The sequence below is a fragment of the Pseudarthrobacter sp. P1 genome, from assembly GCF_050156935.1.
Classification (GTDB): domain Bacteria; phylum Actinomycetota; class Actinomycetes; order Actinomycetales; family Micrococcaceae; genus Specibacter.
On record NZ_CP189585.1, the window covers coordinates 120,664 to 141,404 of the forward strand.

General features: G+C 65.9%; 13 protein-coding genes and 9 pseudogenes. 11 read left to right on the top strand and 11 right to left on the bottom strand.

Annotated elements, in window-relative coordinates; translation table 11 throughout:
• Nucleotides 1–68: 68 nt before the first annotated feature.
• Together ACQCSX_RS21425 and ACQCSX_RS21430 are read right to left on the bottom strand one after the other, a co-directional pair.
• Nucleotides 69–662 carry an IS630 family transposase gene (locus ACQCSX_RS21425; protein ID WP_427019274.1) on the bottom strand — a complete coding sequence of 198 codons (594 nt, stop codon included), beginning with the start codon at nucleotides 660–662 and terminating at the stop codon, nucleotides 69–71.
• On the bottom strand, nucleotides 593–1,069 hold the full coding sequence (locus ACQCSX_RS21430; protein ID WP_427019137.1) for a helix-turn-helix domain-containing protein: 477 nt from the start codon (nucleotides 1,067–1,069) through the stop codon (nucleotides 593–595). Before ACQCSX_RS21430 ends, ACQCSX_RS21425 begins: the two co-directional genes overlap by 70 nt.
• A 147-nt stretch (nucleotides 1,070–1,216) precedes the next feature.
• Between ACQCSX_RS21430 and ACQCSX_RS21435 the strand changes: the two are divergent.
• Nucleotides 1,217–1,597, top strand: a pseudogene (locus tag ACQCSX_RS21435) (transposase); the annotation flags it as partial.
• Here ACQCSX_RS21435 and ACQCSX_RS21440 read toward each other — a convergent pair.
• Nucleotides 1,480–3,303: pseudogene (locus ACQCSX_RS21440) on the bottom strand (ISAzo13 family transposase). The pseudogenes ACQCSX_RS21435 and ACQCSX_RS21440 sit on opposite strands and share 118 nt — an antisense overlap.
• A gap of 56 nt (nucleotides 3,304–3,359) precedes the next feature.
• Between ACQCSX_RS21440 and ACQCSX_RS21445 the strand changes: the two are divergent.
• Nucleotides 3,360–4,142: pseudogene (locus ACQCSX_RS21445) on the top strand (IS701 family transposase); the annotation flags it as partial.
• A gap of 256 nt (nucleotides 4,143–4,398) precedes the next feature.
• On the opposite strand, the gene ACQCSX_RS21450 reads toward ACQCSX_RS21445, so the two are convergent.
• Nucleotides 4,399–4,575: a hypothetical protein gene (locus tag ACQCSX_RS21450; RefSeq protein WP_427019138.1), complete on the bottom strand. Its 177-nt coding sequence runs from the start codon at nucleotides 4,573–4,575 to the stop codon at nucleotides 4,399–4,401.
• Nucleotides 4,576–5,481: 906 nt separating this feature from the next.
• On the opposite strand from ACQCSX_RS21450, the gene ACQCSX_RS21455 reads away from it, so the two are divergent.
• Nucleotides 5,482–5,748 carry a GlsB/YeaQ/YmgE family stress response membrane protein gene (locus ACQCSX_RS21455; protein WP_427019139.1) on the top strand — a complete coding sequence of 89 codons (267 nt, stop codon included), beginning with the start codon at nucleotides 5,482–5,484 and terminating at the stop codon, nucleotides 5,746–5,748.
• A gap of 145 nt (nucleotides 5,749–5,893) precedes the next feature.
• Here the strand turns inward: ACQCSX_RS21455 and ACQCSX_RS21460 are convergent.
• A pseudogene (locus ACQCSX_RS21460) lies at nucleotides 5,894–7,092 on the bottom strand (IS4 family transposase).
• A 417-nt stretch (nucleotides 7,093–7,509) separates the two neighbouring features.
• Between ACQCSX_RS21460 and ACQCSX_RS21465 the strand changes: the two are divergent.
• The gene (locus ACQCSX_RS21465) at nucleotides 7,510–7,839 is read left to right on the top strand and encodes a LapA family protein (RefSeq protein ID WP_427019275.1); all 330 of its coding nucleotides are present in this window, start codon (nucleotides 7,510–7,512) and stop codon (nucleotides 7,837–7,839) included.
• A 212-nt stretch (nucleotides 7,840–8,051) separates the two neighbouring features.
• Nucleotides 8,052–8,534, top strand: coding sequence for a helix-turn-helix domain-containing protein (locus ACQCSX_RS21470; protein WP_427019276.1), 483 nt, complete (start codon nucleotides 8,052–8,054; stop codon nucleotides 8,532–8,534).
• 70 nt (nucleotides 8,535–8,604) lie between these two features.
• On the opposite strand, the gene ACQCSX_RS21475 is transcribed toward ACQCSX_RS21470, so the two are convergent.
• From ACQCSX_RS21475 to ACQCSX_RS21485, 3 genes and pseudogenes are all read right to left on the bottom strand, one after another.
• Nucleotides 8,605–9,210 (bottom strand): helix-turn-helix domain-containing protein, encoded by a 606-nt coding sequence (locus ACQCSX_RS21475; RefSeq protein ID WP_427019140.1) that lies wholly within the window; start codon nucleotides 9,208–9,210, stop codon nucleotides 8,605–8,607.
• 87 nt (nucleotides 9,211–9,297) lie between these two features.
• A complete protein-coding gene (locus ACQCSX_RS21480; protein ID WP_427019277.1) occupies nucleotides 9,298–9,564 on the bottom strand; it encodes a ParB family protein in 267 nt (88 codons plus the stop codon).
• Nucleotides 9,550–10,972 (bottom strand): annotated as a pseudogene (locus ACQCSX_RS21485) (NF041680 family putative transposase); the annotation flags it as partial. The gene ACQCSX_RS21480 and the pseudogene ACQCSX_RS21485, both read right to left, overlap by 15 nt.
• A gap of 242 nt (nucleotides 10,973–11,214) precedes the next feature.
• Here ACQCSX_RS21485 and ACQCSX_RS21490 point away from each other — a divergent pair.
• Nucleotides 11,215–11,876: pseudogene (locus tag ACQCSX_RS21490) on the top strand (IS5 family transposase); the annotation flags it as partial.
• A 40-nt stretch (nucleotides 11,877–11,916) separates the two neighbouring features.
• Here the strand turns inward: ACQCSX_RS21490 and ACQCSX_RS21495 are convergent.
• Nucleotides 11,917–13,104, bottom strand: a pseudogene (locus ACQCSX_RS21495) (IS3 family transposase).
• Between the two features lie 72 nt (nucleotides 13,105–13,176).
• Here ACQCSX_RS21495 and ACQCSX_RS21500 point away from each other — a divergent pair.
• Nucleotides 13,177–13,362 (top strand): annotated as a pseudogene (locus tag ACQCSX_RS21500) (IS5/IS1182 family transposase); the annotation flags it as partial.
• Between the two features lie 212 nt (nucleotides 13,363–13,574).
• Here the strand turns inward: ACQCSX_RS21500 and ACQCSX_RS21505 are convergent.
• On the bottom strand, nucleotides 13,575–14,378 hold the full coding sequence (locus tag ACQCSX_RS21505; protein WP_427019141.1) for a class I SAM-dependent methyltransferase: 804 nt from the start codon (nucleotides 14,376–14,378) through the stop codon (nucleotides 13,575–13,577).
• 54 nt (nucleotides 14,379–14,432) lie between these two features.
• On the opposite strand from ACQCSX_RS21505, the gene ACQCSX_RS21510 reads away from it, so the two are divergent.
• The 4 genes and pseudogenes from ACQCSX_RS21510 to ACQCSX_RS21525 all read left to right on the top strand — a co-directional run bounded on the left by ACQCSX_RS21510 (nucleotide 14,433) and on the right by ACQCSX_RS21525 (nucleotide 19,342).
• Complete coding sequence (locus ACQCSX_RS21510) at nucleotides 14,433–15,065, top strand: TetR/AcrR family transcriptional regulator (protein WP_427019142.1); 633 nt, start codon at nucleotides 14,433–14,435, stop codon at nucleotides 15,063–15,065.
• Between the two features lie 536 nt (nucleotides 15,066–15,601).
• Nucleotides 15,602–16,282: an HAD-IA family hydrolase gene (locus tag ACQCSX_RS21515; protein WP_427019143.1), complete on the top strand. Its 681-nt coding sequence runs from the start codon at nucleotides 15,602–15,604 to the stop codon at nucleotides 16,280–16,282.
• 230 nt (nucleotides 16,283–16,512) lie between these two features.
• Nucleotides 16,513–17,606: pseudogene (locus ACQCSX_RS21520) on the top strand (IS110 family transposase).
• Between the two features lie 518 nt (nucleotides 17,607–18,124).
• Nucleotides 18,125–19,342 carry an IS110 family transposase gene (locus tag ACQCSX_RS21525; protein WP_427017056.1) on the top strand — a complete coding sequence of 406 codons (1,218 nt, stop codon included), beginning with the start codon at nucleotides 18,125–18,127 and terminating at the stop codon, nucleotides 19,340–19,342.
• Between the two features lie 702 nt (nucleotides 19,343–20,044).
• Here ACQCSX_RS21525 and ACQCSX_RS21530 read toward each other — a convergent pair.
• Nucleotides 20,045–20,704 (bottom strand): DUF5134 domain-containing protein, encoded by a 660-nt coding sequence (locus ACQCSX_RS21530; protein WP_427019144.1) that lies wholly within the window; start codon nucleotides 20,702–20,704, stop codon nucleotides 20,045–20,047.
• Between the last annotated feature and the right edge of the window lie 37 nt (nucleotides 20,705–20,741).

The window sequence follows — 20,741 nt, forward strand, 5'->3', positions numbered from 1 at the left end:
ACCCCTGACCTGCACCGATACAAGTCCCGGACCACTTAGCTAGGAAACTTCCGCTAGTGCTGGGTTCCTCAAAGGAGGTAGACAAACCGGCGGCGGAGGGTCCGGGTCGGCGCGGCGGGCCGTCCCCAGATCCAGGGTCTGGCGCGGGTGTTGAGCCAGACGGGGGCCAGCCGGGCGGCCGTTTCGATCTCTTCGGGGCTGGCGAAGGACCGCCCGGCCAGGGCGGCCTTGCGGAAGATCCGCCACCAGCCCTCCTCCAGGTTCAGCCAGCACGCGCCAACCGGGATGAAGGCGTGGGAGATCCGCGGGTGCTCTCCCAGCCAGGTGCGGGTGGAGAGGCTGTTGTGGGAGGAAAGGTTGTCGGCGATGACCACGATCTGCCCGTGCGGGTTGGCCTGCTCCACGGTCTGCACGAACCGCTGGTAGTTGGCGCTGTTGCGGGATGAGGCGGTCATCGTGAGCTCGCGGCCGTCCGATGGCCGCAGGGCGCCGTACACCCAGATCTTTTCCGGGCCCCGGCCGTAGTCGAGGTCGCTTTTGATCCGGTGCCCGTCCGGGGACCAACCGGGCGCCGGAGCGAAGGTGCGCGGGATCACCGGACCGAGTTCGTCGAGGCAGAGGACCGTCGAACCCCCGGGCGGGTCCGTGTAGAGCTCGACGATCCGCGTCCTTTTCCCGCGAAGTCCGGGTCCTTGCTCCGGATCCAGGAGCGGGTGCGGCGCCAGCGGACCCCTTCTTGCCGCAGAATCCGGCGCACCTGGCTGCGGTGAATGTCAATGCCCTGGGCGCGGGCGGCCTCGGTGATCCGCCGTAGGCGGCCCTGCCCGCCCAGATCGGCCAAACCGTCCAGACCGGAGGCGTTGAACCGGACCAGCCACCGGCGCACCGTCTGCTCGTGGCAGCCAAGCTCCCTGGCGATTGCCGGCACCCGCAGCCCGGACCAGCTCAGGGCCACGATGCGGCCCCGCTGGTTCCAGTCGGCCGGGGCATGCCGGGCACCGGCCAGCTTCCGGACCGTTCTTTCCTCGGCCGCATCCGCGGCCGCCCTCGCGCGCAGGATTTTCGGCATGCCACCCACCTCCAGACTTTTGAGGCAGCCCTCTTCCAATCTACGCCTGCAAAGAGGAACCCAGCACTAGTACTACAGTCGCGTTTGTTTTCGGCTGGGTCGGCGTTTTAATCGGACCTTGGTCCCAAATCCTGTTAATCATGACGGGTGAGCGATGATATTTGGGTGGCAGAGATACAGGAATGGGCGCAGGGCCTGGAGGAAATCCGGGACCTGATCGGGGACGAGTTCGCACGTACGGAGCCGCGGAACAACGCGATGAGTTACATTCGTGGCCTGCTCTCGGATGAGGAGCGGAAGAACTCCTGGACCCTGTCCGAGCGGGCCGGGCACGGCACTCCTGACGGGATGCAGCGCCTGCTCTCGACCACGGACTGGGATCCGGATGCGGTGCGCGATGCCCTGTTCGCCTACGTAAAACGGCATCTGGGTGATGCGAGGGGGATCCTGGCGATCGACGAGACCGGTTTCCTGAAAAAGGGGACGGCTTCGGCCGGGGTCGCCCGCCAGTATTCGGGCACCCCGGGGTGTTGTTCCTGAATAACTGTCAGAGTTGATCTGCTGGGTGGTCCTCGCCGGAGAAGCGGGCTCGGATCTGTTCCAGGGTGCGGGCGGGCGGTCCGGGCAGCGGTGTGACGACGACGCGGTGCAGGTCCAGAAGGCGGTGCCCGTCCTGGAACTGGTTGGACAGGTTGGTGCGGCCGACCCCCAGCAATTGGGCCAGCAGGGTGCTGGTGATCGCCCTGCGGCGGCGCAGCAGCGCCGCCAGGAGACGGTGGTAGTGGTCCAGGCTGCTGGTCTGCGGGTGGAGGTAGCTGCGCGGGCGATGGAAGCGCCGCTGAAAGGCCGCCTCGGCCAGAGCATCCCAGTACGGCTCCGAGGCTGCCGCCAGGCGTTCGAAGTCAGCCCGTGGCATGCCGGTCAGGGCCGGATCGCTGAGCATCGTGGCCAGGGCGGGGTCGATCCGCCGGATGGTCGCCGGCGCCTCCGGGACTCGGGGAGGAACGGGGTCCACGGCGTAGTTCCAGTCGCCATGGAACGCATTGGGAGTGATCGGCAGGGCGTTGAACTCGGCGGCGGATACGGTGGTGCCCAGGCAGTAGCTGCCGGTATCCAGCTCGGCCCCGATGCTCAACCCTCCCCGGGTGGTCGTCGCGGCGATGGTTTCGATGACGACCTGGTAGCCGGTCAGCGGCCGGCCCCGCCAGCTCGCGGTGATGTGGCAGAACATCCGGTGTTCGATCTTGTTCCATTTCGACGTGCCAGGCGGAAAGTGGCAGACAGTGATCTCCAGTCCGCTCGCGAGGGCGAAGGCGGCCAGGTGTTTCTTCCAGGTCCAGCGGCGGGGATCGTTGGACCCGCCGGCGTCGGCGGTGATCAGCAAGCGGGTGGCGTCGGCGGTGATCAGCAAGCGGGTGGCGTCGGCGGTGATCGGCCCGCCCACGGCGCTGCCACCAGCGGCGTATGGATTCCACCGCGAACTCGGCGGTGTCGTGGTCAGTGCCGACGTTGACCCAGCCGGTGTTGGTGGCGAGGTCGTAGATCCCGTAGGGAATGGCCACCGGCTGGTCGCTGGTGGTGAAGGTGTGGCAGTCGACCTTGATCGGGTCCTTGCCCGGCCGCCAGGTGCGGCCGGGCCGGTCACGGTTGCCGAGCCATTCCTTGGCCTTGGTGTCGACACTGGTCACCGGCTGCCCGTCGTCGAGGAAAGCGGTGGCCGTAGCGTTCAGGTGGGCGAACTGGGCATCGCGATCCGGGTGGCTGGCGCCTTCGGTGGTCTTGACCGTGCCCTGCAGACTGTAGCCCAGCTTGTGCAGCAGGCGCCCGACGGTTGCGGCGCTGACCCGATGGCCCTGTGACGTGAGGACCGAAGCGAGGGCACGCAGCGACAGGGTGGTCCATCGCAACGGGGAGACGGGATCACCACGGGTGTGCGGGGCAATCAACGCCTCCAGCGCTGGCAGCAGACCGGGGTCGGTGACCGTCAACGGCTTGCGGCCGGCTCCCGGAGCACGGACCCTGCTCATCGGCACCGGGGCTCCGGCCAGTTCAGTGACCCCCCGAGTAACGGTGGCGATGCTGGCTCCGGAAGCAGCAGCCACCAGCGTGATCCCGCCGTGGCCGATGGCCGCAGACTCGCTGGCCAAATAGAGCCGACGGCGGCGTTCGTCAAGATGCGGCAAGATCCGATCGAACTTTGCCCCTAACACGGCAACGGGCGGACACACAGTCATGGTCCACCCTCCCACCAACTCCACCTAAGCAAGCACTAATTGAAATACAAGACCCCGGGAGGGTGGAAAACTGCCAGATCGGGATGTTCCTGAGCTACGCGTCCCCGGCCGGGCGGACGTTCCTGGACCGGGAGCTCTACCTGCCCAGGGTTTGGACCGAGGATGCCGAACGCCGCACGCGTGCCGGCATCCCCGAGGACCGGGTGATGGCCACCAAGCCCGTGCTGGCCGCCGACATGATCGAACGCGCCCTGGACGCCGGCATCCAAGCCGAATGGACCACCGGGGATGCCGTCTACGGCCAACACACCGGGCTGCGCCGCAGGCTCGAGGCGCGCGGCATGCACTACGTCATGGCCGTGCCCATGAACCAGCGCGCCATCGTCCCGGCCCCTGCTTCATTGGGCACCGAGGGCCGGGCCGATGGGCTCTTCGCCGCCCTGGACGGGCGCGCCTGGCGCACCCGCACCGCCGGCACCGGCACCAAGGGCGAACGGCTCTACGCCTGGGCAAGGATCCGCATCAACGGCCCCGCCGAGACCGGTGAGCACTGGCTGCTGACCCGCCGCTCCCTCAAAGACCCCACGGACCTGGCCTGCTTCATCTGCCACACGCCGGAAAACGCCACCCTGGCCGAACTGGCCCGGGTAGCAGGAGCCCGCTGGGCCATCGAGGAAACCTTCCAAACCTCCAAGGGCGAAACCGGGCTCGACCACTACCAGGTGCGGCAATACACCGGCTGGCACCGGCACATCACCCTGTCCATGTTCGCCCACGCCTTCCTGAGCGTCATCCGCTCAAAAAAGGGGGCCCAGACCCAGGTACCGGGCACTTGGTAAGACTTTCACTGCCCGAAATCAGGCACCTCATCACACGGATCGCCTGGTGCCGGGAACCAGACCCCCGCCACATCATCCGATGCTCCCTCTGGCGGCGAAAACACCAACACCGGGCCCAGCAATGCCACTACAAATCCCGCGGCCACACCCCACAAACGCGACTATAGTACTAGCTGCTTGGACCTCCGGTCCGGCTGGTGGTGTCGGCCGGTCCGAGGAGGCAGCTGTGGGGGCCGCCGCACAGCGGAGGCCCTCCTCAGTCGGGGAGCCGCACCGTCCTGCAGTCGTAGTAGAGATAGTGGTCCGTGGGTCCGTTGGTCACGCGCAGGCCCATGGACCGGCCGTGGATCACCATCACAACACCCTCGGCGTGCCCGTTGAACGGATCGTCAGCGACGACGTAGTCCCCCACTTTGAACGGATTCCTGGACATTGTTCTCCCCTGCCTGCTCGTGGTTCCGGTTCCATGGCCGCACCGATGTGCACGGAGCAGCGGCTTTTGCGGATGGGGGTACGTCCCGGCCCGCGGCGGCACGGTGATGTGGTGTACGACGTCGGGTGGCTGGGGCGGGTCGACGGTCCGAAGTGGTCGGCGGAGAGTTCATCGGAGCGGACCAGCCGGTGGATGGCCGCTGTGGACCCGTTCAGGCAGGCGGGGAGGTTCGGCGCAGCCGGAGGCTGTGGCGTGGAAAAGTCATGCGCTTCTGCGGTCTCACCCATCGGTCCCCCTCGCCTGTCAGCGGCCCCGGCCGTCGCTGCGGCCGGGTAAGAACTGTCCCTTCACCCTAGGTGCTGGTGTGACGGATGTTACAGATGGTCGCGGTTTCCGTTCTGTAACGATCACCGGGGCTTGGGGACCTCTGCTCCGAAAAGGCACGTCCCGCAGTGCGGGCAGCAAAGACGCCAAATCCCTTCCGGGTCGGGCGGGAGGGCCGGGGAACAGCTCCATGTGTGACTGTTAGCCTTCAGGATGGCGGTTTTTCACAGCCCGGTTTGGCGGTTTTGCAGTCCCTAATGGGCAACCTGTAGCGGGCTGACACCCGGCCGGCTTTAGACCTCGCCGGTGCTCGATATCGAATATCCGTGGACGACCCGGCCCGGCCCACGACCCGGGACGAAAGGCGACGGGCCGCCGGACCGGCTACCAAACCTCCCGCATCCACCGTGGATTCGTCGGTGGCGTGCACACGGATCTGCTGCCCCCACCTGCGCCCCTGGCGGGCATCCATCGACGAGTCACCGGCCACTGGCCGCCGGCCCTTGAATGTTGTTAGGCATGCTGTTTAGATCGTGGCTACGGCCACCTTCCACGACCGGTCTACCGAAAGGACGTGCAGTCATGGGAATTCTCGGTTTTCTCCTTCTCGGGCTCATCGCAGGAGCCATCGCCAAGGCGATCCTGCCAGGCCGGCAGGGCGGCGGCTGGGTCATCACCCTCGTTCTGGGTGTCGTGGGCGCAATCCTCGGGGGCTGGATCGGGTCGTTGATCTTCGGCGGAGGCCTCGGCGATTTCTTCGACATTCGGACCTGGCTCCTCTCCATCCTCGGCGCCGTCATTGTGCTCCTGATCTACGGCGCGGTTGCCGGCCGCAGAAGCAGGGTCTAGAGGCAATGCCGTTTACTTAGGATTCTTTGGTACTCGTTTGAGCGGCCGGTTCGACATCGTCCGTTTGACCACGCGCGGGTTGGTGCGGTGCCGGCGCGGGGGCAGCAGTTCGTGCAGGATTTCCCGGCAGAAGACGGCGAAGGCCTCAGCCAGGCGTTGAGGGGGAAAAAGCCGGGCGCCCGGCAAGGGAACGCTTGGCTGCCCGGAGGGTCCGTGTGAAGGAGAACCGCAGCGGGTCCTCCTCGAAGTGCCGGGCGACATCGCCGATGAGGGACCGGATGGCGTAGTGCACGCACAGGTGGCCGTAGATTTCCTGCAGGACCCCGCCGGGGGTTTTGGACCGCAGCACCATCCCCGGCCCGCGCTGGCGGGTCTTGAGTTCGTCGAAGCTGGACTCAATTTCCCACCGTCTGGCATACGCCCCGGCGAGGTCTTGTGCCGGTGCCGCTTCCGGGTCCAGGAGGGTGGTGATGAGGCGGAAGCCGCTGACCTCCTCCCCGGTGGTGACCGTGTATTCGATGACCCGCACCCGGACCGGGTCCGTGTCCTTCCTCCTGTCCTTGGGGCTGGCATAAAGGTCCGAGAGGTAGGACCCGTCGGCCAGCTCCTCAACGACGGGCACAGGTTGGAGGCCTTGACCCGCCACAGCAGCGCCGCCCCGGTTCCGGCACTGTCCGTCCAGGCGGTGTAGGAGAAGAATCCCCGGTCGGCCATCAGCAGCATCGAGGCATCCAGGTCCGCCTGCAGGGCCGGATACAGGTCGTGCTCGGAGGTGGAAAGCCCGGCGACCACGGCCGAGAGGACCGCGTGCGTGCCACATTCGACCAGGCCGAGCACCCGCGCCTGCGGGTAGGCGCTCTTGAAGTCCGTCGTCGTGCCCGGACGCCCGTAGGCGCGTTCGTTGGCCGGCGTGTCCGCCAGGTCCAGGGTGGTCCCGTCCACGGCCACCAGCCGCCACTTTTTGTAGAACCCGGGCCCGTCCGGTGCCGCGAACGGCGTCGCCACCTCGGCGAACAGCTCCGCCATCACCGTGGAGCCCAGCCGGGTGCGGGCCTTGAAGATCGCGGCCTTCGTCGGCATCTGCCATTCCCCGAACCGGCCCGTGAGCCACTCCATCCCGGCCAGCAGCGACCGCATCACCTCCTCGTACGACCCGGCCGAAAACAGCGCCAGGGACATCACGTAGTAGACCATCAGCCGGGAGGGCAACAGCCGGGTGCGCTGCTCGGCGGCCCCGGTCCGCTCAATCACCGCATCCACCACATCCGGCGGAAACACACCGATCGAGACGTGATCACTCAACCGCTCGGGACCCTCGCGTGTCACCCCGCCACTGCGCGCCATGCCGAAAGATTAACACAAAGGGCGTAAGTAAACGGCATTGGGTCTAGAGGGCCCCAGAACCTGATCGTCCCGCGGGGACGTGGCTTGGATGGCTGGGGGCCGCTTATGTCCGACCCCGGGAAATGCGCCGAGCACCCCGGCCGCCGGTGCTGCGAACCCGTTCCGGAGGAGACGCCGGGGCGAACGTATGAAACAGCCAGGAACCTGACGGAGACCATGCACGGGCCGCGCCCCGGGACCCAGGGACGACAACCTGCCAAGGGCCAACACCCCCGTAGCGGACACTTTCGCAGACAATTCCATCCCCAAGGAGGGTGCGCGATGACATCAGATCCGCTGACGCCGCAAGGTTCGACCCCTCCCCCGGCCGGTTCCCCGCCACCACCACGGGGGAAGGCGGCAGTGACCAGGGCGGGTATGGTGTGGGCGGCCACTGCCACCGGATTGGTGCTGCTGGTCCTCCTCATCATTTTCATCCTGCAGAACCAGGAATCCATCACGCTGCGTTACTTCGGGTGGGTCGGCGCAGTTTCACTCGGTGTGGCGCTGTTCGTCGCTGCGGTAGGCGGAGGCATTCTGGTGGCAGTGGCCGGCGCAGCCAGAATCATCCAGCTGCGCTACCGTGCCAGCCATCGCCCCCGCCAGACGCGGAGGACCCGGGTCGGCCGGGCTAGGTGGGCAGACACAGGGAAGGTGACGTGCGGAGCAAGTATGAGCCGTGCAGCTGTCGTTGGCGGTGCTGGTTGAACTTTGGTGTCGTTCCGGAACGTTTCGCTCACGACAACTGCGTTGCTTTCTATCGGCATCTGCCGGCTGGCGGCGTTTTGTCGGCTGGCTTTTGTACAGGACTTGATGGGCCATCCCCATGGGACTAGTAGATCGTCGTGGCTAATGTGCACAGTTGGGGATGATGTTCCTGGCGGGTTCTTCCCCGACCGACCGCCGGGATCGAGGCCGTGGTGTCCAGGACGAAGTCGCGGCCGGTGGCGCTCAGCCCGGCGGAGCGGCAACTGCTGACGGCCCTGACCCGGACCGGGGCGCATCCGGCCCAGCAGGTGCGCCGGGCCAGGATCCTGCTCGAGCTCGACGAGAACAACCCCCGGCGCGAGGGCCGCGTACCCACCCAGGCGGTAGTGGCCGAGCGGGCCGGTGTTGCCGTTGACACGGTCGTGAAGGTCTCCAAGGCCTACGCAGGGCGCGGCGGCGACGTGGCCGCCACGATCACCCGGAAGAAGCGGGCCACGCCGCCGGTGGCCCCGACCGTCACCGGCGAGGTCGAGGCCCGCTTGATCGCGCTGGCCTGTTCCGCCCCTCCCGAGGGCAGGGACCGGTGGAGCCTGCGCCTGCTGGAGAAGCACGTCGCGCTCATCGAGGACATCCCCGACCTGGACCACTCCACCATCGGCAGGGTGTTAAAAAAACGCAACTTCGCCCCCACCTGAAGCAGTGCTGGACCATCCCGCCGCACGCCAACGGGGAGTTCGCCGCCCGGAGGGAAGACGTCCTGGACGTCTACCCCACACCCTTCGACCCGGCCCGGCCGGTGGTGTGCACGGACGAATTATGCGAAGCTTTGCATAATTCGTCGATGCTGACTGCCACCGCGTTTTCCGGCGGGGACATGTACAGGCCCACCACGTCCCGGAGCTTGGACTCCAGCGCGGGGTCGGTGGAGAACTTGAACGTCCCGGTCCGGTGCGGTTGGATTTTCCAGCGGCGCCAGATCCGGGCCACGGAGGAAAAGGAGATTCCGTGGCGTTCGGCCATGATGCGGGCGGACCAGTGCGAGATCCCCAGCTCGGCCGGCGGGATCCCGTCATTGGTCAGGGTGTCCGCGACCAGGGCAAGCTCATCAATCTCCCGGTCCCGGCCCGGGCGCCGGACATCGGACAGGGCCTCGATCCCGCCCTCGGCATAGCGGTTGCGCCACTTCAAAACCGTGGGCGCCGAAAACCCGGTGGTCTTCTCGATCTGGATATTCGGCATCCCGTCGGCAGCCAACAGGACCGTGCGCGCCCGCAGGGCCACTGTCGCGGTGGATGCTTTCCCACGCGTCAGCGCCTCCAGGGCTCCACGGTCCCCGTTGCGCAGTTGAAGTGCCTTTGCCAGATAAACCATGGATCAAGTCTGACAAACAATCAGACCCAAAGGAATCAACGACACACTACACTAGGGACCAAGCCTGGCCGAGGGCAACGCTCTTCCTCAGTTTCGGCGTTCCCGTTCTTGTGCAGCGGTGCGCCGCCCGGTGGGGAGTTGGCCCGCGGGGATCCCGGGCCACGGCTTGCCCTTGTTGTATTTGCGCTGGAGTCGGCGGACTTCCCTGTGAGTAGCGGCCTCGATCAGGTCGGCGATCGCGCCGTATCCCTCGAGGTGCCCGACCGCGTCGTATGCAGCTCTCACCTGCTCGGCATCCGGCGTCCTGAAGTAATTGGAGGAGCTTAGCTTGTTATTTAACCTTTGGTGGGCCACGCCGACGGGCTGGATGACGGGTTTGACCCGGTTGGGGCGGCCCCTGGGACGTCCCGGCCCGGCCGTGGAGGCTATCGGCGTCTTTGCCGGATGAACCGCGTTCTGGCAGGTCCGCCGATAGGTGGCCCGGACCCGTGCGGGGGTGAGCCTTGACGGCGGTGTTGGCTGTTGCCACGGCAGGCGGCATTCGGCGGCCAGGGGCCGTGCGAGCCGGAGTTGCGCATGGGCGCTCGGCACGATCCAGGTCCACCGGTCGGCTGCCTCGGGGTGGCGCAGCCGGGGCCTGGTCCATCCCAGGCCCTGTTTGAGGAACCTGAAGGTGTGTTCCAGGTCGAAGCGGCGTAGATACATCGACCACCAGTGGTCCGCCTCCAGGGCGTCGGCGGGTGCGTGCTTTGAGGCCCACAGCCACAACGGCTTGGGGTTCTGGTTTCCCGGCAGACGCTCGACGTTCACCCCGATCACGGTTCCCTCGATCAGGGGCAAGGGGCCCGGGTGCCCTGTCCATCCGCCCCGCGACTCGAGCCTGGGGTGCATCCGGGCGAACGCGACCGCCCGGGTGGTGCCGTAGCGGTCAAGGACATGCTCCGTGGAACACACCGGCGCCGGGTGGGTGGACGGGTCGGCCAGCACGAGCTTGGGCCCCGTGCCGTGGCTGGCGTCCCTTGGTCGGGCCGCGGCGTGTGCCGGCAGGGGCATAGAACACCCGGTCCGATCGCAGCCGCCCGACCAGGATCACCGGCAAATCCTGCAGGAGCCAGGCCAGGCGGACCACGTCATAGCCGGCGTCCATCACGATCAGCACCTCAGGGTCGCCATCCCGGTAGTGCCCTGCCCGGGTGAGTTCTTCGACGACGGTGCGCAACTGGCCGGCGGTGACCTCCGTGGCATCATCGCCGGGCCCCAGCCGCACCACGTCGAGCAGGGCGGTCCACGAGGTCGCCCCCGGTTCCAGGGCGGCCACGAAGGAATAGGGCCATCCCGGGATCATCTGTGCCTGACCGCTGCCCCGGGCGTAGGTGTGGCAGAAGGCGCGTTCGGGACTGGCCGCGGCATCCGGACGCAACCAGTTCGAGACATCCATCGCGAGCACGATCCGTGCCCGGCCGGCAGGTTCGGGCATTCTCGGGACGGGGAGCGCGGTGATCCGGGCATCGGAGCGCCGCCAGGTTGATCTGCCCTGCGTTCATCGCGTCATAGAGCGCCCCGTACCCGCGGTGGTGTTCCGGCTCCAGGGACAGGTGGGCCAGGTCGGTGGCTTTCCCTGGCCGCACAGCAGGGCATCGGCCAGTTCGAACAACGTGTCGGCACGGCGCGTCAGGCACGCGTGGAACCCTTCCCGGAACGCATCGAATCGATGGTGATCCGATGCCGGTTGCGCTGCTGGAAAGCTGTCAGGGATGGTCATGATCAAGGCCGTCGTTTCCCGGTGGTGCTTCGTTGTTTGGTTACACAAAGCATCGGAAACGGCGGCCTTCTTGGCAACGTGATGCGCCGAACGGCCACCCCATCCTCCGTGGCCCCACCCTCAAGGGTTAAATAACAAGCTAAGAGATCGCGCCAATAGGTGAGGCCGGGCCGGATTAACGAAGCAGGCACAAGCCCTGCTAAACACGGATTGTTCAGATTCACGTTTAGCCAGGAGTGCTTGTGCCTGCCGTCCCATCCTCCAGCATGAAACCCCTGTGGACCCAATTCGAGGCGCTGATCCCGCCGGTCGAGGACAACCACCCGCTCGGCTGCCACCGGCCGCGGATCCCGGACCGGGTCGTGTTCGAGAAACCTATCCAGGTCCTCGTGCCCGGGGCCGCCTACGAGAAGATCGCCGACGCCGGCTGCTCGGCCACTTTCGATCAGGCGCCGCCGGGATGAATGGATCGCCGCAGGTGTCGTCGCGGACCTCGAACAGATCTGCCTGGACTCCTACGACCGGGTAGCCGGCATCGACTTCGAGGACCTGGCCGTGGACGGGTGCATCGTCAAGGCCCCCTGCGGGGGGTGAGGCCGCCGGGAAATCCCCGGTGGACCGCGGAAAACAGGGCACCAAACGCTCCGTGCTGGTCGAGGGCAACGGCATCCCGCTCGGCGTCGTGATCGCCCCGGCGAACCGGCACGACTCGCCCCTGCCACGGCCCACCCTGGAACGGCTCTGCCGCTTCGGGTTCCACCTCCCACAGCGGATCACGGTCCACCTCGGCGCCGGCTACGACTCCAAGAAAACCCGTGAACTGCTCGCGGAGCTTGGCTGTGAGGGGCAGGTTGCCACCAAGGGCAAACCCGCACCGATCCAGGTCGGCAAGCGGTGGGTGGTGGGCTGCTTGGGAGTTTTCGGACAGCGGATTAGTGGTTTTTCTACGCTGCCGCGGCCGGCTGCTGGTAACTGTAGTGGACTTCATTCGGTCGCCGGTAATCGAGTGCCGAATGGCGTCTGCGGCTGTTGTAGAACCCCTCGATGTAGCGGATGATGTCACTACGGGCCCGGTCCTTCGTGGCGTACGTCGTGCGGTACACGCGCTCGTTTTTCAGGGCCGAGAAGAAAGTTTCTGCCTGGCTGTTGTCCCAGCAAATGCCGGTTTTCCCCATGGATGAACGCATCCCCAAGCTGGCGACCAGGGCCCTGAACGAGGCTGAGGTGTAAACGCTCCCGCGGTCTGAATGCCAGATCGCGTTCGGCTCGATTCGTGTCGTGGCTGCGGCGTTGCGCAGGGCCCGTTCCACTAGTTCGGAGCGCATGTGGTCATCGATGGCCCAACCAACGACTTTCTTGGAATAGCAGTCGATGACCGTGGCCAGGTAGATGAAGCCCTGCCACGTATGGATGTACGTGATGTCTCCGACGAATTTGATGCCAGGCCGGTCGGCGGTGAAGTCCCGGCGGACCAGGTCCGGCATTGCGGCTGCCGCTTCTGCATCGGCGACCGTGGCGGGCCTGAAGGGCCGCGGCTGGCACGGAACCAGGCCTTCTTGCCTCATGATTTGGCGCACCAGTTCCGGGGAACACTCGGTCTCCTGGGCCGACAGGTCGGCGTGGATCCGGCGGTACCCGTAGGTCCCCTCGGATTCCTCAAAGAAATGCCGTACACGGGCGGTCAGTGCCGTCCTGCGGGCTGCGGTGGCCGAGACCGGGCGGGAGCGCCAGTGGTAGAACCCCCGAGCGGGAGACCTCCAACCACCGGCACATCTTCAACACCGCCGGCACCTTCTCGGTGGCCGCGTAGGAATCGATGAATTCATGCTTCGCCACTACCGTGGCTCCCTTGCGAAGTATGCGGCCGCTTTTTTTAGGAACGCGGCCTCCGCCTTCAGTTCCTGGTTCTCACGTTCCAGTTCCTTGAGCCGGGCACGTTCGGAGACGTTCAACTCCGCCTCCGTCTCAATGCCACCGTGGGCTTGCCTGTACTTCTTCAGCCAATTGCGCAACGTCTCGGCGCCCACGCCGTATTCGGTGGCGACGGATTTGATGGGCTTGGACGAGTCGATGACTTCGCGGCACAGTTCATCCTTGAATTCCTGACTAAACCTGCGACGGGTTGATGACATTCTGGTGAATCCTCATTCCGGTAGTCCCCATCATTTCAGGGGTACCACTGTCCGAAATCCCCAGAGCAGCCCATGGTCGAACGCACCAACTCCTGGCACACCAGGGGTTTTCGCAAACTGGCCATCTGCACCGAACGAAGCACCACCGTCATCAACGCCTACATCGCCCTGGCCAATGCCGTCATCATCCTCAGACGACTCATCCGCGGAGCCTGGACCACCCACCGCTGGGACACCCGCCCCAAACGACGCCCCTGACCCTATTGGCGCGATCTCTTACTGGTTTGGCCTTGCTCCCAGAGGTTTACGCCTCGTTCCCCTTCGGCCATCCCCCTGCGGGCTGCCGGGCGACAAATAGCGCTGCGAAAAGACCGCAATTTATCGCTGCGAGTCACACATCAACTGGCGCGGAACATGACAGTGGGCTTCCGCGGCACGGTGATCGACCGGCTTACGGGCAGGAGATCGCGTCAGTTCTTAGCGGCGACAATGGCGACCGTGGAGTAGTTCATGGTGAAGCTGCCGCCCCGGCTGTCAATGACCTGTCCGACCCCGCTGAGGAGTGCCGCGAGTTGGGCGGCCGGGATGTGGTTGTGGCCTCCCATCGTGGGGATCTGGTCGAGCCAAGCCTCACGGGTGATAGTGGTTCGCCAATCGAAGCGCATGCGCTTGGGCTCGCTAAAGGCACCAGCGGAGCAGATGCCGTCCGTGGTGCGGACGAGGATGCTCTCGTAGCTCTCGAGTGCCGGCGTCGTCCACGGGGTGAAGGGCATGCCCGATTCGACGGAACGGTAAACCTCGGCGAACTCAGCGGCGGTCTCGGGTTCAGGGTCGCCAATGTTCCAGAAGACGGCGAGCCGTCCGGCTGGCTTCAGTAAACTGGCGGCTTTGGTCGCTCCAGCGGCGGGATCGATCCAATGCCAAGTCTGCCCGGCAATCACTGCGTCGAAGGTGCGGCGCTTGGCATCCCAGTCCTCGAAGCGGGCCACCTCGACCGGAAAGCCGCGGGACTGGGCGACTTCGGCCATGCGCGCATCGATTTCGACGCCGAGAACCTCTGCGTCTGCGTCCCGGAATGGCAGCGCGGACAGTCCCGTACCGATGCCGATATCGAGGATCTGCCAACCAGGCAGGTCAGCGAGGACTGCGTCGGCGAGAGCCTGCGGATAGCGGGGCCGCGCGCGGTCATAGCGTTCGGCCTCGAACCCGAAGGACTCGGCAATCGAGCGGTTCTGATGCGGCATCGGATCTGGCGTTAAAGGTAGAGTGGGCATGCGCCCACTCTAAATGGGCGTATGCCTACCCGTCTATCACCTGCTGGAGGAATCATGCCGACCGGGGTGTCACTGCGCGATCCGAGGGCGCAACTGTTCGCCGCGGCCGAACGCGTCCTGGTACGCAAGGGCCCCAGCGCATTGACCAGCCGTGCAGTGACTGAGGAGGCCGAGGTTGCCAAAGGAGTTCTGCACCGGCATTTCACAGACTTCGACAGTTTCGTCTCAGAACTCGTCCGCAACCACATCTCCGAGCTCGCGACAGAGATCGCCGGGCTGAGCGAGGCTGCAGGCACCGGCTCAATAACAGTCAATCTGATCGAGGCGTTCGGGAGGATCTTCACCCCGGTCAACCTCGGACTGGTCAGCCTGGTCATCACACAAGATGGACTGCGCTCGAAGCTCCGCTCCACTACCCCGAGTGGCATACCGATCCTCACCGAGGCGGCCAAAGCGCTCTCGGCCTACCTAGCAGCCGAGCGCCACCTGGGTCGCATCGCACCCCAGACCGACGCCGATACGATCGCACTGACGCTCATCGGTACCGGCCACCTGCTGATCGCAGGCGAAGCGAGTTTCCCGCCAGCCTTCACTGCGCTCCAACAAGCCGTCGAATCCATCATCAATAGCGCCGGGTCAGTCCACCCCGCCCCCCCGTTACCCCCAGCCGGCCGCCAACTCGGATAGGGAACTCGTGCTCGGACTTTTAGCGCTTCCTGGCCTTCTTCGGTGCGCCGCCGCTTAACTGCCGACCGCCACGACGCACATACCGTTGCCCCGGCCCGGCCGGCCCCGCAGGGCATGCCAGTGAGCGCTGATCTTGATTCCCACCAGTCAGCTCTCCTGGACCGAGAGGATGAAACCCAAAACCGCTCCGGCGACCTCGCCATCCCCGACGACTACGCCTGCCGCCTCGATTGACTCAAGGCACACGTCTGGCCAGTCCGAATACAGGCACGACCGTGTATCAACACCCAGCTCATCGCCCTGTACTGGTCCATCGGCCAGCGTCGGAGCGGCCCTGAACCCAGCTGTTGAGCATCCTCGCAAGGAATTCCGGCTGTTTGGTCTGGCCGCCAGTGGGTATCGTTCGTGGCCATATGGTTCGTTTGCCTCGGAACGCTATTGGCCGCCCTCGGGCACTTTTCCGTGGCCGCTGACATAGGGGTGCGGTGCGTCGTCACACTCGCCGGCCCGCTGGCGTATCGGGTCATGATTGATGCATGGACATCCCTGCATACGCTGTTCCCCGCACGCATATCTGCCGTGCTGTCTTCTTCGACATGGACGGCACACTGGTCGATTCCACACCCGTCGTGGAACAGGTTTGGAGCGAGTTCGCGATCCGTTATGACCTGGACTATGCCGAGATCATACGTACGTCCCATGGTGTGCAGGCGCTTGACACTGTGCGCCGATTCGCCCCGGCAGGAGCCGACGTCCTAGCCCTTGCTGCCGAACTCGGTGCCATGGAACGTGGCCGGACCGAGGGGATCATGCCGCTGCCCGGGGCCGGCGAACTCCTACACAGCCTTCCCAGCGACGCCGTTGCCCTGGTGACGTCGGCCGACCGGATCTTAGCGGACCTCCGAATGGACGCAGCAGGGCTAACCATGCCCGCGACCGCCGTCACGGCCGACCTGATCACCCGTGGCAAACCGCATCCAGAAGGGTATCTGCTGGCGGCCGAACTGTTGGGTGTGCAGCCTGCAGACGCCCTGGTCTTCGAGGACGCTCCCGCCGGCATCGCGGCAGCCTTGGCTGCAGGCATTCGCACGGTAGCGGTCGGTGCGAATACTGGCCCGCTGCCCGAGGGCGTATTGCACATCAACGACTACAGCTCCGTCCAGGCCACGGTGGAAACGGACGCCACCGGATCCAGGACTATTTCCTTTCGCCTTTAGCATCGCCCACCCCGGGGCTGGCCCCTTCCGGGCGCCGGCTGGCGAGGCGCGATGGATGCGTCCGCCCGGAGAATTGTGTGCGCCCGGCACTGATTAGACGATATGAGGTGAGGGCCGGGGCCTTCTGTTTCACAGCGTTCGTGGGTTGCCAGTGAACAACCCCTTGGCCTACCGGCCTTCGCAAGGGTTGCATGGGTAGTGCCACATGTGAATTTTGGGAGGTCCCGGCTATGTACGAGCATACGTTTATTGGGTTGGATGTTCACGCGGTTTCCGTCGCGGGATGTGCGCTGGCCCCCGATACCGGCGAGCTGGTCCAGGCGCAGATCCACTCCGACCCGGCGGTGGTGTTGGAGTGGATCCGCCGCTTCGCCCCGCCGGTGAAGGCCGTGTACGAGTCCGGGCCGACCGGGTATGTGCTGGCCCGGTTCCTGCGCGAGGCCGGCATCGACTGCGTGGTCGCGGCGTCCTCGAAGCTGCTGCGGGCCCCGGGCGACAAGGTCAAGACCGACAAGCGCGATGCCCGTCTGTTGGCCGAGATGCTCGCCGTGGGGTCCGTCACCGAGGTGCGGGTGCCGACGCGGGAACAGGAGGACCTGCGGGACCTCTCCCGGCTGCGGGCCACCGCGGCGAAGGACCTGGCCCATGCCCGCCAGCACGTGAACGCGATCCTGCTCCGCCACGGCATCCGGTACCGAAGGAGACGAAGTGGACGAAGGAGCACCTGCTGTGGCTGCACCGGCAGCGCTTTGACTCACCGGTGCTGCAGTTCACCTACGAGGCCGACGTTGAACAGGCCGAACTGCTCGCAGCGCATCTGAAGCGCATTGACCAACGCGTCGCCCAGACCGCCAAGGACTGCCAGTACACCGCGGTGGTTGAGGCGTTGATGTGCCTGCGCGGCATCCAGGTCACGACCGGGTTCGGGCTCGCCGTGGAGATCGGCGACTGGACCCGGTTCACCGGGGCCACCATCGGCTCCTACCTGGGGCTCGTGCCCAGCGAGCAGTCCTCGGGCCAATCCCGGCACCAGGGACCGATCACCAAGGCCGGCAGCAAATACGGGCGCAAACTCCTCATCGAGGCAGCCTGGCAGCACCGGCGCCCCTACGCCCGGCCCGGAGCCCGGCTGCTGGGCCAGCTGGACCTCGTTGCCCCGGCCACCTGGATCCGTGCCCTGGAAGGCAACCACCGCCTCCACCGCAAATGGGAGCAGTTTGATGCCCGCAAGAAACGCTCCGTCACAGCCAACACCGCGATCGCCAGGGAGCTCGCCGGCTGGTGCTGGTCCCTGGCCGCACCCCTGCAACCGGGGAACGCATGAACGCGGCGTGAAGAACGTGCCCTCCGGGCAAGTGGCGGTCGTGACGTGGCAGCACTTTGGGGCCAACTCGGGACAGCGCTATGAGCAAACGGGCCACACCGTTGATGCTCGATCTTAGACAGCGATACGCCCCAGCCGAACAATCGTCATGCGGTACCCAATCCGCGCATATCAGCCTGACACTGCAGTCGAACACACGACTCGCCAGCACGACCGCCACACCCGGACGGCACCCAAGGAAGCGGCCCCCAACACCAACGCTGGGAGCCGCTCATCTCTGCCTCGGTGATGATGGTATTAGGCCGTTGGCCGGCGTGACTCGCCTCTTGACTGACACCCTTCGTGGTTGTCCTTCGTATGATCCGTCCGCCGGCCGATGGTCTGCACCAAACGCGTTGGCCAGGCGGACATGACTTAATAGGAGCTCGACCAGAAGTCCCATCACCGTCTTGTCTGCCCACCTGGCGAACGTGAGCCCGCACCGACGCTTCGCGAGAGTCAGAGGAGCCAGTTCCATCATGACAAACGAGGACATGAAAGTCATTGCCGGTGTCGATACCCACGCCGACACCCACCACGTCGCCCTGATCACGGAGTACGGTAAACACCTCGCCGACAGGAAGTTTTTGGCCGCCGGATCCGGCTACCGGGAAATCGCCGAATACATCACCCAATACGGCCCGGTCACCGCGGTCGGGGTCGAGGGCACCGGATCCTATGGGGCCGAATTGGCCCGCGTGCTGGCCAAGGATGGATTCATCGTCAAGGAGGTCAACCGGCCCAACCGTGCCCACCGGCGCCTGCACGGCAAGTCCGACCCGCTCGATGCCTACCAGGCCGCCGAATCGGTGCTGGCCGATCGTGGTGTCTCGACTCCGAAAACCCGCGACGGGTACGTGGAGGCCCTGCGGGTGCTGCGCACCGCGCGGACCAGCGCCCTGAAGGCACGCACCGCCGTGCTGACGCAGATCAGCGGTGTGCTGACCGCCGCTCCCGAGGCCGTGCGCGCCAAATACCGCGGCCAGACCAGCGAAGCGCGGGCCAAGGCCATGGCGATTTCCCGCCCCGCCGGGGATATCGCGAACCCCGCTGTCGCGACCGCCGTGACACTCAAACGCATGGGCGCCCGCTACCACTACCTCAACGCCGAAATCGACGAGACCGACGCCGAGCTGGCCCGCATCATCGCCGGCCACGCGCCGGCACTGCTTGAGATCAAGGGCGTCGGCACTGCCGTGGCCTCCCAGCTGCTGGTCACCATCGGCGACAACCCCGAACGCCTGACCAGCGAGGCCCAGTTCGCCGCGCTGACCGGCACCGCCCCGATCCCCGCGTCCTCGGGCAAGACGACCCGCCACCGGCTCTCCCGCGGCGGCGACAGGGCAGCGAACTCCGCGATCCACCGCATCGTGCTGGTGCGCATGTCCAAGGACCAGCGCACTCGGGATTATGTGGCCAAACGCACCGCGGATGGCAAAGCCAAGCTCGAGATCATGCGCTGCCTCAAACGCTACGTCGCCCGGGAAATCTACCGCGTCCTGCGCAACCCACGCCCAGCACCAGTCACCAATGACCTGCGCCCGCGCCGCCTCGCATTGCGCCTCACCCAGGCCCGGGCCGCCGGTGACCTGGGGGTCTGGACCACGGCCATTTCACGCATCGAACGAGGCAAATCCCGCGACGAAGAACTCATCAACCGCTACCGCGTCTGGCTGAACGAACAACCCCAAAAATAGCAATTGACAAAGATAGGAGCATCCTACATATCAGCTCTCCGTCGTGGTGATCGCTGTGTGTAGAGGTGGCCGGATGTTCCTCTGCACGGACCGACACCTCGGGGTGTCCACGTGATCGATCCTGCTGTGGAGCGACGGTCTGGGGAGGGCCAGAATGCTGCTTGAACCTGTGGGCGTCGGCGTCCATGACGGTCTGCCGCTTCCCCTTGGATGCCCCCAAAGGGCAGGTCAAGGCCGTAGATGAGTGGATGCATTGGTGAAGTGGCTGCGTCTTTCGACTCTGTGACTTTTTTGCGGCCCGTGGCTGTGGAAGTTTCCGGCTGGTGGTTTTGGTTGAGGCCGTGGGGTTTCGTTGCGAACGGTTGCCCCGGCCGGTCCCTGGGGGGGTGGCTTCCTCCGTTGCCGGCCGGGGCTGGTGGGTGGGCCGGGGGCTGGCGGGAACCGGGGGGCTTGGCAGTCTTTGGCCGCGTCGGGCTGGTTGATCCGGCGTCCGGGGACGACGGCGGGGGCGCATCCACTGCCCAGATCCTGGGAGTGCCGCTGCGGTGTCAGAGGAGACCTGGTCGGGCCGGGTGGATGGTTTCGTCCGCCGCAGGCTTCCAGGGGCAGCCGATGCTTAGCCGTGTCGCGGCTTCTCGATGCCGGTTGCGCCCTTATTGGGTCTGCGTTGGTTCCTTCGCAGCGGCGGTGGGCCGTTGGGGCTCATGTGGCCATGGTGGCGAACATTGCGGCCATGGCGGCGGCGCCGAGGGCTTCGAGTCCGTGTTCTGCCCGGAGGGTGAGTTTTCGTGTGGCCGTGTGGCCGGGGGTGGTTGTCGTTGCCCGGGAACGCAGTGGCAGGATCATGAACACCACCGCCGCGGCTCCGAAGAAGACCGTCAGCGGGATCGCCAGTCCGGCCGATCCGCCCAATGGTGCTGCGGCCGTGTTGGGGGCTGCGGCGGCCATCGCGTGGTGGTTGTGTGCCATTGGCGTTCCGCCTGCCGGAGCGATGCCCTGGCCGGGGGTGGTCATGTGGGCCATCATTGCGACCATGAGGGCGGCGCCGGCCATGGTGAGTCCGTGGTAGGCGCATTTGAGCCGGCTCTGGCCACCGGCGCAGAGTGTTTTGAATTCCGGCCGGGCGACCGCCTGGATGACAAACCACAGTGCCGCGGCGGTGAGGACTGCGATCTGGGCCAGGGTGGTTGCGGGGGCGAGGTTCCACAGCATGGCGGCCATCAGAACGTTCATGAGGGTGTGGAGGCTGTTGTTGACCTTGTCCGTGAGGTGGTGGGACCTTGCCGCCTGCAGGGCGTGGTGGCTTCCGCTCAGCAGCAGGACGGCTGTGAGGGTCCAGGTAATTGCGGGGATGTTGAACACGCCGATCACGTCCTCACTACTGGGTTGGGGGTAGGTA

Excerpts from the sequence above, each read along its gene's own strand:
- ACQCSX_RS21430 (WP_427019137.1), bottom strand. The coding sequence starts at position 1,069 with ATGCCGAAAATCCTGCGCGCGAGGGCGGCCGCGGATGCGGCCGAGGAA.
- ACQCSX_RS21450 (WP_427019138.1), bottom strand. The coding sequence starts at position 4,575 with ATGTCCAGGAATCCGTTCAAAGTGGGGGACTACGTCGTCGCTGACGAT.
- ACQCSX_RS21455 (WP_427019139.1), top strand. The coding sequence starts at position 5,482 with ATGGGAATTCTCGGTTTTCTCCTTCTCGGGCTCATCGCAGGAGCCATC.
- ACQCSX_RS21465 (WP_427019275.1), top strand. The coding sequence starts at position 7,510 with ATGGTGTGGGCGGCCACTGCCACCGGATTGGTGCTGCTGGTCCTCCTC.
- ACQCSX_RS21475 (WP_427019140.1), bottom strand. The coding sequence starts at position 9,210 with ATGGTTTATCTGGCAAAGGCACTTCAACTGCGCAACGGGGACCGTGGA.
- ACQCSX_RS21505 (WP_427019141.1), bottom strand. The coding sequence starts at position 14,378 with ATGCCCACTCTACCTTTAACGCCAGATCCGATGCCGCATCAGAACCGC.
- ACQCSX_RS21510 (WP_427019142.1), top strand. The coding sequence starts at position 14,433 with ATGCCGACCGGGGTGTCACTGCGCGATCCGAGGGCGCAACTGTTCGCC.
- ACQCSX_RS21515 (WP_427019143.1), top strand. The coding sequence starts at position 15,602 with ATGGACATCCCTGCATACGCTGTTCCCCGCACGCATATCTGCCGTGCT.
- ACQCSX_RS21525 (WP_427017056.1), top strand. The coding sequence starts at position 18,125 with ATGACAAACGAGGACATGAAAGTCATTGCCGGTGTCGATACCCACGCC.